The organism is Streptacidiphilus monticola, assembly GCF_042658505.1.
Classification (GTDB): domain Bacteria; phylum Actinomycetota; class Actinomycetes; order Streptomycetales; family Streptomycetaceae; genus Streptacidiphilus; species Streptacidiphilus monticola.
In genome coordinates, this window is sequence record NZ_JBHSQJ010000152.1 from 1 (window position 1) to 11,663 (window position 11,663).

Annotated in this window: 10 protein-coding genes; 2 read left to right on the forward strand and 8 right to left on the reverse strand. The window is 73.1% G+C overall.

The features are described 5' to 3' along the window. Nucleotides 1-95: 95 nt before the first annotated feature. The 8 genes from ACFP3V_RS29090 to ACFP3V_RS29125 all read right to left on the reverse strand — a co-directional run bounded on the left by ACFP3V_RS29090 (nt 96) and on the right by ACFP3V_RS29125 (nt 9,411). A complete protein-coding gene (locus ACFP3V_RS29090; RefSeq protein ID WP_380589868.1) occupies nt 96-338 on the reverse strand; it encodes a hypothetical protein in 243 nt (80 codons plus the stop codon). Nucleotides 339-360: 22 nt separating this feature from the next. After that, nucleotides 361-1,098, reverse strand: coding sequence for an enoyl-CoA hydratase/isomerase family protein (locus ACFP3V_RS29095; protein WP_380589871.1), 738 nt, complete (start codon nt 1,096-1,098; stop codon nt 361-363). A gap of 165 nt (nt 1,099-1,263) precedes the next feature. After that, complete coding sequence (locus ACFP3V_RS29100) at nt 1,264-4,023, reverse strand: ATP-binding protein (protein WP_380589874.1); 2,760 nt, start codon at nt 4,021-4,023, stop codon at nt 1,264-1,266. A 34-nt stretch (nt 4,024-4,057) separates the two neighbouring features. Then, nucleotides 4,058-4,924, reverse strand: a complete 867-nt coding sequence (locus tag ACFP3V_RS29105; protein WP_380589877.1) for an alpha/beta fold hydrolase — start codon at nt 4,922-4,924, stop codon at nt 4,058-4,060. 36 nt (nt 4,925-4,960) lie between these two features. Beyond that, entirely contained in the window at nt 4,961-5,797 is an 837-nt protein-coding gene (locus tag ACFP3V_RS29110) for an enoyl-CoA hydratase/isomerase family protein (RefSeq protein ID WP_380589880.1), read from the reverse strand. Between the two features lie 61 nt (nt 5,798-5,858). Next, complete coding sequence (locus ACFP3V_RS29115; protein ID WP_380589883.1) at nt 5,859-6,299, reverse strand: universal stress protein; 441 nt, start codon at nt 6,297-6,299, stop codon at nt 5,859-5,861. A 176-nt stretch (nt 6,300-6,475) separates the two neighbouring features. Next, entirely contained in the window at nt 6,476-8,629 is a 2,154-nt protein-coding gene (locus tag ACFP3V_RS29120) for a LuxR C-terminal-related transcriptional regulator (RefSeq protein WP_380589886.1), read from the reverse strand. Between the two features lie 20 nt (nt 8,630-8,649). Further along, nucleotides 8,650-9,411, reverse strand: coding sequence for an ATP-binding protein (locus tag ACFP3V_RS29125; protein ID WP_380589889.1), 762 nt, complete (start codon nt 9,409-9,411; stop codon nt 8,650-8,652). 204 nt (nt 9,412-9,615) lie between these two features. Here ACFP3V_RS29125 and ACFP3V_RS29130 point away from each other — a divergent pair, with 204 nt between their 5' ends. Both ACFP3V_RS29130 and ACFP3V_RS29135 read left to right on the forward strand, forming a co-directional pair. Further along, on the forward strand, nt 9,616-10,491 hold the full coding sequence (locus tag ACFP3V_RS29130; RefSeq protein WP_380589892.1) for an alpha/beta fold hydrolase: 876 nt from the start codon (nt 9,616-9,618) through the stop codon (nt 10,489-10,491). A gap of 87 nt (nt 10,492-10,578) precedes the next feature. Then, nucleotides 10,579-11,663: AAA family ATPase (locus ACFP3V_RS29135; protein ID WP_380589915.1), on the forward strand; the 1,085-nt coding region annotated here is incomplete at its 3' end.

Genomic DNA, 11,663 nt, shown 5'->3' on the forward strand with positions numbered 1-11,663 from the left:
ACACCAGGCCAAACCCACGAAATTCAAGACAGTCCCGGGTTCTTTGGAGGCTTGGTTCCGTGAGAGGATCAAGCCTCCAAAGATCCCGGAACGGTTCAAACCGCCAGCAGCACCAACCCGGCGAACCTATGGCAAGAGCACTGGCAAGCGGCCAGGTGGTTGGCTCCGGCGCCCCGCGCGCCCGTCATCAGGGCCACCAGGAGCAGGCGCATCTGGCGCGGGGCGAGGTCGAGTTCGTGGCCGGTCTGCCAGGCCCGCACCGGGCCGAGCAACGAGAAGCGCACGCCTTCAGCGGGTGACGGCGAAAGCAAGGGAGGCTGAGGGCGCTTGGAGGTCATGGCGCTCTCCTATGGCTGGGCCTCAAGAGCTGGCGTCGGCACCGGTCCCGGGTCGCAGGCCGGAGAAGAGCTGCCGTTCCAGCCCGGTCGCCTCCGGGAACGGGAGCCGGGAACCGGTGACGATCGACCGCTTCGCCGCGAACAGGGCGGGGCCGGCGTTCCGGGCGACGGCCTCGACCCATTGCAGGGCCTCGGTGCGGAAGTCCTCGGCCGACAGGACGGCGTTGACCCAACCGGAGCGCAGCGCTTCGTCGGCCGAGAACTCCCGTCCGGTGAGAACCACTTCGGCGGCATGTCCTAGCCCCACCAGCCGCGGCAGGCGGACACTGCCGCCACCGCCCGGGATGAAGCCGGCGGTGATCTCCGGCTGCTGGAATCGCGCCCGCGTCGAGGCGACCCGCAGGGTACAGGCCAGTGCCAGCTCGTTGCCGCCGCCGGAGGCAAGTCCGTCGATGGCTGCGATCGTGGGCTGCGGGATCTCTTCCAGGAGCTGCAGCGCGCGGGGCCAGGCGCCGAGTTCCTCCTCGCTCGCCTGGCCCGCGCTGGCGCGGGCCAGGTCGGCCAGTTCGGCGTGGTCGATGAACCGGTCGTCCGGTCCGCCGGTGACCATCACGACCTTGACCTGTTCGCTGTCCTGGGCGAGCCCCTCCAGCAGGTCGCCCAGGGCGATCACGGAGGCGAAGTCCATGTAGTTGTCCGGTGGCCGGGTGAAGCCGAGGACGGCAACCGCGCCGAGGCGCTCGACGGACCAGGTGCTCATGGGGGTGCTCCAACTCTGTCCGTGCGACGGGAACTTGCGCACTCGGGCGCGGGGCCGCCACCTGCGCGGACTTGGCGCCCGGTGGCAACTCCGATGGTCCCTTGTGCCTCGCGGGCCGGGCATCAGTCAGGTGACCCTGTCTCGACCATCGCGCCTGGGCGAGCGTCAGGACCGTTGGGCCTGCTGCAGCGCGGCACCCAGCTGGGCGCGGGCCGCGACGCCGAGCTTGGGGAAGATGCGGTAGAGGTGGGCTCCGACGGTGCGGTGCGACAGGAACAGGCGTTCGCCGATCTGACGGTTGGTCAACCCCTGTGCCGCAAGGGTTGCGATCTGCAGTTCCTGGGCGCTCAGCAGCTCGCGCACGCTGGTCTCCGGGCGTCCGCTGGTCTCGCCGGCGGCACGCAGTTCTCGGCGCGCCGACTCGGCCCAGGGGTGGGCGCCGAGGAAGTCGAATGCGTCCCGTGCCGCGCGCAGCGGCTCGCGGGAGGCCTGCACCTGGCGCAGCCGCCGCAGCCGCCTGCCGTGGTGCAGGTCGAGCCGGGCCCGGTAGAGGGGCCAGGCGCCGACGTCGCCCTTCATCGCGACCCGGTACAGCTCGTCGGCTTCGGGTTCGTCGGCGAGCACAGCTGCGGCGTACTGGGCGGTCATCCGCAGCATCGGCGAGCCGCAGCGTTCGGCCAGGGCGGGCAGTGGCTCCAGCAGGGGCCTGGTCTGCTCGACGCGGTCCGCGGAGACCGCGGCGTCGACGAGTTCGGGCACGGCCCACCACTGCATCACCGGGTGGTGCACCGGCTCGGTGGGGTCGAACAGGCGCAGCAGCATCGCGTGTGCCTGCTCGGCTTCGCCGCCGAGGAGGGTGGCGAGCGCGCTGCTCTGCTGGGCGCCCGAGTGCAGATAACTCATGCCCGCGCTCAGCGGGTGGCCCTGCACGTGGGCCGCCAAGGTGCGGGCGCGGTCGACGTCGCCGCGCAGGGCGCAGACCGCGGCGATGTTCGCCTGGGCCGACAGGGTGTAGAACTCCTCGCCGGTCTCCCGGGCGAGCCCGGCGCCCTCCTCCGCCTCGGCGAGGGCTTTGTCCCACTCCCCCAACCAGATCCGGCTCCAGCCGCCGCCGATGAGGATGCGCGGCAGTTGCCCCAGTCGGCCCTGGCGCCGGCACAGGTCCGCGGCTGCGTCCATGTCGGCTGCGCTGCGCCGGAAGTCGCCGAGCACCAGGGCGGCGGCTCCCAGGAGGTACATGCTGTCCACGCTCGTGCGGTCCGGGACCGCCCTGGAGAGTTGGTCGAGTACGGCGCGGCCGTGGTGCTCGGGGTCGGCGTAGGCCCGGATCGCCAGGCCGCGCGGGTCGTCCTCGGGCAGCTGCACGGCCTGCAAGCGGTCGATCAGGGCCTGGCGGGCCACCGCCCCGGGGACCTGGAAGAAGCAGCGCCTGGCTGCCCGCCACAGCAGGGTGACGGCGGACTGGACGTGACCGGCTGCGAGCGGACCGCCTGCGGCGGCCGTCAGTTCCCGGACGCGTGCGTCGGCGTCGTGGAACCGGGAGAAGTCGATGATCTCGACGACGTTGGTCAGCCGTGCCCTGTCGACTGGGCCGAGGGTGGACAGGTCGGTCCGCTCCAGCAGGGCCGCCGCTTCCCGGCGGGCGCCGATCTCGCCCGTGAGTTCGGCGGCCTGGAGGACCAGTGAGGTGCGCCGGTCCGCGTCGGAGGTGAGGTCGGCGGCCTTGCGCAGCGCGGCGGTCGCCGCCATCACCGTGCCCCGGCGTTCGGAACGCAGCGCGTAATTCTCGAGTTCGGCGGCGATCTCCTCGTCCGCGCCGAGCGCGGCCGCGGCCCGGTGCCACAACTGCCGGTCCGGATGGGCGGCCAGCTGCTCGGCGAGCGCGGTGTGGGACTGGATGCGTTCGAGCAGGGACGCGCGTGCGTAGATGGCCGAGCGCATCAGCGGGTGCCGGAACCGGACTCCGGAGCCGGCCAGTTCCGCCAGTCCGGCGTCGATGGCCTCCTGGAGGTCGCGCGGGGACACGTGGGTGCCGTGTGCGTGGGTCGCTGCCGCGAGCAGTTGCTGCAGGTCGCAGGTGACATCGGCGGCGAGGGTGATCAGCAGGGCGCGCGCGGCGGGGGTGAGATCGTCCAGGCGAGCGGCGAAGGCCGCCTCCAGCCGGTCGCTGAGCGGCAGGGCGGCCTCCAGCAGGGGCAGTGTCCCCGCGCCGGCCAGGGCCCGGGGCAACTCCTTGAGCCCGAGCGGGTTGCCGGCGGCCTCGGCCAGGATCCTGGCCCGTGCCGGGGCGGGCAGGGAGGGCGCGCTCACGTCGAGCAGCGCGGCTGCCGCGTCCTGGCTGAGCGGTTCCAGCTCCAGTTCCGGCAGTTGGGGCCGGCGTCGGACGGCGGAACCGACCCCGGTCCGTGCCGTCGCCAGGATCAGCACCGGGTCTGCGGCGATGCGGCGCGCCACGAAGGCGATGACCTCCAGCGACGGGGTGTCCGTCCAGTGCAGGTCTTCGATCAGCAGGGCGACCGGGCCGGTGGCGGCGGCGTCCACCAGCAGCTCCAGCGCCGCCAGCGCGACGGCGTAGGGGTTGGCCTCGCCCTCCTCCTGGCCGAAGGCGCAGCGCAACGCCCGCGCCTGCGGCGCCGGCAGCGCGGCCACCTGGTCCAGCAGCGGGTGGAGCGCCTGGTGCAGCGCCGCGTAGGCCAGTTCGGACTCGGACTCGACCCCTTCGGCGCTGAGCACGGCGAACCCCCTGGCCGCTGCCTCCTGCCGCGCCACCTGCAGCAGGGCGCTCTTGCCGATGCCCGCCTCCCCCCGCAGCACCAGGCCTGCGCCCTTGCCTGCGGCCGCGTCGTCGAGCAGCCGCAGCAGCGCGGCGACCTCCCCGGCGCGTCCGAAGAGCGACGGAGGAGTGGCCAAGGGGGATGTCGCCATGACTGCATGGTAGGGGGAATCAATCACATGACAGTCAGTGACCCAGGAAGGCGTTGACCTCGGCGGCGAACTCCGCGGGGTACTGGAACAGGAAGCCGTGCCCGGCGTCGGGATAGATGCTCAAGGTGGCGTTGGGCAGGTGCTCGGCGAGCAGGTGGGTGTTCTCGGTGGGGACCATCTCGTCGTTGTCCCCGTTGGCCACCAGCACCGGCTGCCGGATGGACCGCAGCCTCTGCAGCTGTGAGTCGTCGTGGACCCCCCAGGCGGAGATGGCGGTCAACTGCGCGTTGCGGACGGCCAGGTCGGTGGGTGCGTCACGTTCGGCCGTGCGCAGTCCGAGGCGCTTGACGAACTCGACGCCCCTGGCCTGACTGGTGAGGCTCTTCTCGAAGAACAGCACCAACAGGTTCGCCGCACCCGGCGCGTCGGCGAGCGCGGCGTCCCGGATCGCGCCCGCCGTGTACACGTGGATGTCGCGTCCACCCCGCGGGGCCGTGCCCGCCAGGACCAGGCGGCGGACCTGCCAGGGGCGGAACAGCGCCATCTCCTGGGCCACGAAGCCGCCCAGGGAGAAACCGAGCAGGTCGTAGCGCGTCACCTTGAGGGCGTCGAGGAAGGCGATGGCGCTGTGCGCCATCTCCTCCACCGTGTTCGGGGTGGTTCCGGTGGACCCGCCCACGCCGGCCAGGTCCACCAGGATCACCTCGCGCTCAGCGGCCAGGGCGTCGACCAGCGCGGGATCCCAGTTGTCGAGGTTGGCACGGTAGTGCACCAGGCAGACCAGCGGCAGGTCGCTCTCGTTGGCGATGCCGAACCGGCGGTACCGGTAGGTGACGCCGTCGGCGGCCTCCACATGGAGGTTGGGCGCGGTGATCTGGCTCTTGTCGTTCTCTGCGGCCACGGACGTGCCTTTCTGTGGAAGGGGGGTGAGGGGGCGTCAGTGCTGGAGGGCCCGCGATCCGATCCGCTCGCCCATGTGCAGCTCCAGATCAAGGACGGCCTCGGGGGCGGCCTTCGCCGACAGCCGCAGCCGCTCCTGGACGAAGTCGCGGTCGAGCAGCTCGACCATGCGCGCATGGGTGGCGGCCAAGGATGCGGCGCTGGGAGCGGGGGCTTCCTGGTTGAGCAGCTCCTTGACCGCGATCAGCGCGTCGGCGTCGAAGGAGGCCACCCGTCGGGCGAAGCGCTCGACGAAGGCGTCCAGTTCGGCGTCGGGAACGGCGCGGTTGATCCAGCCGTAGCGCTCCGCGGTCTCCGCGTCATAGTCCTCGCCCGAGGCGATGATCTCCAGGGCGCGGGAGCGTCCGGTCAGCCGGGACAGGCGCTGCAGTCCGCCACAGCCGGGGATGATGCCGGTGCCGATCTCCAACTGGCCCAGGACGGCGTGCTCGCGGCTGGCGAAGCGCACGTCGACGGCGAGCAGGAACTCGTTGCCGATGCCGCGGGCCCGGCCGCGCAGCGAGCCGACGGTGATGAACCGGGCCCGGCCGAGCCGGTCGACCAGATCGAACCAGGTCGGCATGCCGGGCCCGAACTCCTCGATCCGGCCCAGGTTGAGGTGGGCCATGAAGAACTGGGGCACGGCGCTGTCGAAGACCACCACCTTGACTCCGGGGTCCGCCTCCAGTTCGGCGACGGCTTCGGCGAGGGCCGTCTCCACCTCGGGGTCGTAGAGGTTGAGCGGCGGGTTGTCGAAGATGACACGGCGGTAACCGGGGGCGGCCTGTTCGACCCGCACCGGCGAATCGCCGCGCTGGTCCTGGGAGTTCGACATGGGTGGCTCCTGCCTGTCTGGAACGTACGGGTCTGGGAGAGGGGGGATGGTGGGGTGCCGGTCAGCGGCCCGCGGACTCGGCCGCTGCCTCCGGGGCCAGCAGGACCGCGATGCGGCTGGTGTGCGCGACGGTGTCGCTGACGCGGTGGTTGAAGAAGGCCGCCACCGCGCCCCGGTGATGGGGGCTGAGCACGACCAGGTCGGCCTGGAACTGCGCGGCGGCCTCGGAGATGACCGCCGGGACCTGGTCGGTCAGCCCGAGGAACAGTTCGCCGTCGGCGTCGATGCCCGCGCTGCGCAGGGTGGTGACGGCCTCGTCGAGAACGGCGTGCGCCTCGGGGTCGTCCTCGAGCCGGACCAGGGTGTCGAAAGCGACGGCGGAGGCGAGCACGTGCACCACCCGGACGCGGCTCCCGGTGAGGGTCGCCAACTCGCGGGCCGTCGCCAGAGCCTGGTGGCGGTTGGGGCCGCCGTCGATGGCGACCAGGATGCGCTGGAACACGGAGGATCGTCCGATCTCGGCGGTAGCCGGGCTGAGGGGAGGTGTGGGACAGGGCCACGTCACGGTGGCCGGTGTCCCCACCGTGCCGCCGCCCGCCAGGTCTGGGCATCGGTCAGCTGACTCCTGGGTGACTGCCGTACCGACGGGCACCCCAGTCGTCACCCTCAGCCGTCCGCTCAGTCGTCGCTGCCCAGCACGTCCCGCAGCTGGCTGCGGCTGGTGATGCCGAGCTTGGGAAAGGCCTGGTGCAGGTGGAAGCCCACGGTCCGCGCCGACAGGAACAGTCGCTCCCCGATCTGCCGGTTCGTCAGGCCAGTGGCGGCCAGCCGGCTGATCTGCAGCTGCTGCGGCGTCAGTGCGGCAGCCCCGGTCGCACTGTCCTGCTTCTCCAGAACACCCAACTGGCCGCCGCAGGCGCGTAGTTCAGCTGCTGCACGATCGGCCCAGGGCCGTGCGGCCAGGCGCTCGAACAACGCGAGGGCCTGAGTGAGCCGGGCGCGCGCGTCATGGGGACGGCGCCGCCGCCGCAGCCATTCGCCGTACTCGAGCAGCGCCACCGCCCGCTCGAAGGGCCAGCGATTCCCCTCCGGCGCCGACACCGCAGCCTGGAAGTGCCGCTCCGCCTGAGCGTCGGTGGCCAGCAGAGCCCGGGCACGGGCGACCTGGGCCGCCAGCCGCGGGGATGTCGGACCGGCCAGGGCACGTCGCGCCGCGTCCAGGACCCGCCGGGCGTCCTGGCTCTCCCCTGCCCGTACGGCCGCCGCGGCCAGATCGCCGAGCGCGTAGTAGGAGGCGTGGTAGTGCAGCGGCCCGGTGTCCGACTCCCCCGTGAACACACTGCGCAGCAGCGCGTACGCCAGGATGTGCTTGCCCTCGGCGGTGGCCGCCGCGGCCTCGACGCCGCGGCAGCTTGCGTCCAGGCCGCGCAGCTGGGTCAGGTCCACACCGCTGCGCGCCTGCTCCAGCGCCCTTCGGGCGTCCACGGGTTCACCGCGGTGCACATGGAGAGCCGCGCTGACGTAGGCGGCCACCCGGCCGGGCATGCCGATGCCGGCCTCGGCCGCTCCCCGGCGGGCCCTGTGCGCGGTGGCCGACGCCGCCTCCCACGCCCCGCTCTCGAACTGCGCGAGTGCCAGCGCCTGGGTCAGGGTGGGATTGGCCACCGCGTCCGGGGTGGCCTGCGCCCGGTCCGCCCCGGCGGCCAGCAGCCTCAGCGCCAGCGGCGTCTCGTCGAGCATCCAGGCGGCGCCGCCGAGGGTGGTGTACTCCTCGACGACAAGTCCGGCCCGGTCGGTGGCCGCGCGCAGCCGGTCCAGATGCCCGGCCCGGTCGGTGAAGGGGTCAGCGCAGACCCGAGCCCAGACCTGGTCCATGGGGTCGCCGACGTCGACGGGGATACGCGCGAGCAGTTCGGCCGCCTGACGACGGTACGCCTCTTCGCCGGTGTAGTAGAGGGCGATGGCCCCCTTGGTCAGGGCTCCCAGGGCCATCACCGGATCACTCTCGACCGTGGCCGCCGCCAGCGGGATCATCCGGCTCACCGCCGCGCCCTGCCTGCTGGTCGCCGCCAGCGCCCATGCGGCGGACAGTGCGGTCTGCTGGAGCAGCCGGGCGTCGTCGGTCAGCGTCGCGATCTCAGTGGCCAGGGACTCCACCCAGACGGGATCGCAGACGAAGGTCGCCAGCGAGTAGGTCTCCACGAGCCGACGGACCCGGGCCGCCGGGTCGCGGCTGAGCCGTGCGGCCCGCTCCATGATCGAGGCAGCCACACCGAACCCGCCTCGCTGCTGCGCCCGTCGGGCGCTCTCCTGCAAAGCCCGGGCCACCTCGTCGTCGGGCGACAACGCGGCCGCCGCCAGGTGCCGGGCCCTGCGGTCCGGGTCCGCCGTCGCCGCGTCCGCGAGCGAGCGGTGCGCCGCCTGCCGCTCGACGGACGAGGCCTGCTGGTAGACGGCCGAGCGGACCAGCGGATGGGTGAAGGCGACCCGCCCGCCCTCAACCCGCACCAGGCCCGCCTCCTCCGCCGCACGCCAGAGCTCGGCGCGGGTCGGGAACTCGGGACAGTCCGGGATCGCGGACGCGTCGGCGGCGGCTGCCAGCAGCAGGGCCCGGCGGGTCTCAGCGGGCAGCACCGCGAGGCGGTCCGCGAAGACGGCTTCGAGCCGGGTGGTCAACGGCAGCGTCGCATCGGCCCAGCCCGGCCGGCCCTCGAGCGCGCGTTCTGCGAGGGCCCGGCTCAACTCCACGAGCGCCAGCGGGTTCCCGCCCGCGTCGTGCAGCAGCTTGGCCCGCGCGGAGCCTCGGGGCGGCGCGGGCTGACGGTCCAGCAACTCCTCGGCGGCCTCCGCACTCAGCGGCGGCAGCGGCAGGCGGACNGCAGCCGGACCGCGTGCGGCCGGTCCAGCCGCATCGCGTCCGCACCGCGCGACCCTGCCAGGATCGCCACCTGGCGGTCGCTGATCCGGCGCGCGAGGAAGCACAGGATGTCGAGCGAACTGGCGTCCACCCACTGCAGGTCGTCCACCACGAGCAGCACCGGGCAACGACCGCTCGCCGACACCAGCAGGTCCAGCGAGGCGAGCGCGATGAGCAGCCGCTCGGGCCGGGTGTCGGCGCCGCCTGGCGCGTCCATCCCGAACGCTCCCAGCAGCGCGGCGCGTTGACGCTCCGGCAGCCGCCCCGCCTCCGGCAGGAACGGCGCCAGCAAGGCGTGCAGCGCCCCGTGGACCAGATCCTGCTCGCCCTGGTGGCCGGTGAACCGGACCACCTCCGTCCCCGCGGCCTGCGCCCGCGCGGCGGCCGCGTCCAGGAGTGTGCTCTTGCCCGATCCCGCCTCGCCCACCACCAGCAGCAGGTTGGGGCCGCCGGCCAGGTCCGCACAGAACCGCTCGATCTGCGCCGACTCCGCTTCGCGGCCGACGATCCGGCACGCGCCGGCCGCGGCCGGCCCCCGGTTCAGGTGAGCCCCTGCCGGGTCGCGTGCGCGACGGCCGGGGTGCGATTGCGGTGCCCGAAGCGACGCCGGCGGGCGGCGACGGCCCCTCGTTTCGGTGATCATGTCTGTCGCCCGGACGAGCACGTCGGGCCTGGGGGCGATCCGCAAGTCCTGCATGCCGCGAAGCTAGCCCCGCCCCACGCGGGGCCGTTTGAGTCGAGTGACCACTGGTGTGACTCTGCCTTCCCCACTTCGCCGGCCGAAGCCGCAGGTGCGCGTGTGCAGTCAATCGTCAGATGGCCGGAGCCCCGCGGCCTTGCACACTCGGGACGACCGCCGGCCCGGCCGGGCCGGCGGGGAGACCGCAGAAGGAGGACCAGGGTGTACGTCAGCGCGCCCAACCGATTCGTCACGGCCGGGAACGGCGTCCGCTACGCGTACCGCCGCTGCGGTGCCCTGGGCGGGCCGCCACTCGTGCTGCTCCAGAACTTCCGTGGCACGCTCGACAGCTGGGACCAGGCCCTGGTGGACGCCCTCGCCGCACAGCGCGACGTCGTCGCCTTCGACAACGCCGGCGTCGGCCTGAGTGCGGGGCGGGCGGCCCGCACGGTCGTGGCGACCGCCCAGGACACCCTCGCCTTCCTCGACGCGCTGGGCCTGGACCGGGTGGACCTGCTCGGGTTCTCCCTGGGCGGTTACGTGGCCCAGGAGTTGGCCCTGCGCCACCCCGCCCGGGTCCGGCGGATGGTCCTGGCTGCCACCGCGCCGCGCGGCGCAGCGGGCATCCACGGGTGGAGCGCGGACGTGCTCGCCCACGTCAACCCGGAGCGGCTCCTCGCCCAGGACTACCTCTACACCTTCTTCCACCACACGCCCAGCAGTCAGCAGAGCGGTCTGGAGTTCTTCGGCCGGTACATCGAGCGGGAACAGGACCGCGACGCCCCGGTGTCCCGGGAAGCCATGGAGGCGCAGTACGAGGCGGTCGTCGAGTGGGGCGTCCCGGACCCGGCGGCCCTGCAGCGCCTGGCCGACGTCCGCCAGCCCACCCTCGTGACGGCCGGGGACAGCGACCGGGTGGTCCCGCCCGCCCTGGCGCACCTGCTGGGCGCGCTGATCCCGGGGGCACAGGTCCACGTCTACCCCGACGCCGGGCACGGCTTCCTGTTCCAGCACCACGAGCGCTTCGCCGCCGACGTCCTCGACTTCCTCTCCTCCTCCGTACACGACGCGCAGGGCGCCGAAAACCAGGTCACGTGACAGAAGCGCGCGGCGGCGCCCGGGAGCCAGCATGGTGGCCAGGGCTGCTGGTGGGCCCAATCACCCCTGGGAGGAACCTTGTCTTTGGTGGGGCGCGCCCATGAGGAGGAGATCCTCGACCGCCTGCTCGACGGAGCGGAGCAAAAGGAGACGTCGCTGCTCCTCCGGGGCGACCCGGGGGTGGGCAAGACGACGCTGCTGGACTTTGCCGCTGCCCGGGCGCGGCGGGCCGGCTCGGACGTCGTCCGCGTGATCGGGGTGGAGAGCGAGCGCGAGCTGCCCTTCTCGGGGCTGCATCAGCTCCTCTTCCCCCTGGTCGGGGCGCTGGAGGAACTGCCCGCCTACCAACGCGAGCTGCTGGAGCAGGTGTTGTCCTTCCGGGAGGGGCCTACACCGGCGCGACTGGCCATCTCGGCCGCCGCGCTGTCCCTGGTGCTGGCGGCCGCCGGGCGCGCCCCGCTGGTCGTGCTGATCGACGACCTGCAGTGGATCGACCGCTCCAGCGCGGAGGTGCTGACCTTCCTGCTGCGGCGCCTTGCCGGCCGCAGGCCGTCGTTCGTCCTGGCCACCCGGGACCGGGAGACCGGGTTCTTCGACCCGGCCGGACTGCCCGTGCTGCCCGTCGGCCCGCTCGCGCCGGACGCGGCACGGGCGTTGCTGGAACTGCGACACCCGGGGCTGCGCGCTCCGCTGCAACGCAGGCTCCTCGCGGAGGCGGAAGGAAACCCGCTGGCGCTGGTCGAACTGCCCGGCCAGCTCAGCCAGGCCCAGCGGGACGGACTGGAGGAGGTCCCCGGCAGCCTGCCGCTGAGCAGCCGGCTGGAGAGCGTCTTCGCCGACCGCATCCGCCAGTTGGACCCGACGACCCGGATGGCGCTGCTGATGGTCGCCCTGGACGGGGAGCGGCCGGGCAACCTGGCGGAGATCCGCGCGGCCTTGCTGCTGGCGGACCGGGCCTGGGACGAGACCCTCCTCGACCGCGCCGCGACCGCAGGCCTGGTCCAGGTGGACCACGCCTGCGAACGGCTGACGTTCCGTCACCCGCTGGCCAGGTCCTGCCTGCTGCACATGTCGCCGCGGACCCGCCGCAAGGCTGCCCACGAGGTCTGGGCCGCCGCCCTCTCCGCCCAGCGCGACCGCCGCGCCTGGCACCTGGCCCACGCCGCCGACGG

Coding starts and splice junctions, on each gene's coding strand:
- ACFP3V_RS29095 (WP_380589871.1), bottom strand. CDS start 1,098: ATGAGCACCTGGTCCGTCGAGCGCCTCGGCGCGGTTGCCGTCCTCGGC.
- ACFP3V_RS29100 (WP_380589874.1), bottom strand. CDS start 4,023: ATGGCGACATCCCCCTTGGCCACTCCTCCGTCGCTCTTCGGACGCGCC.
- ACFP3V_RS29090 (WP_380589868.1), bottom strand. CDS start 338: ATGACCTCCAAGCGCCCTCAGCCTCCCTTGCTTTCGCCGTCACCCGCT.
- ACFP3V_RS29110 (WP_380589880.1), bottom strand. CDS start 5,797: ATGTCGAACTCCCAGGACCAGCGCGGCGATTCGCCGGTGCGGGTCGAA.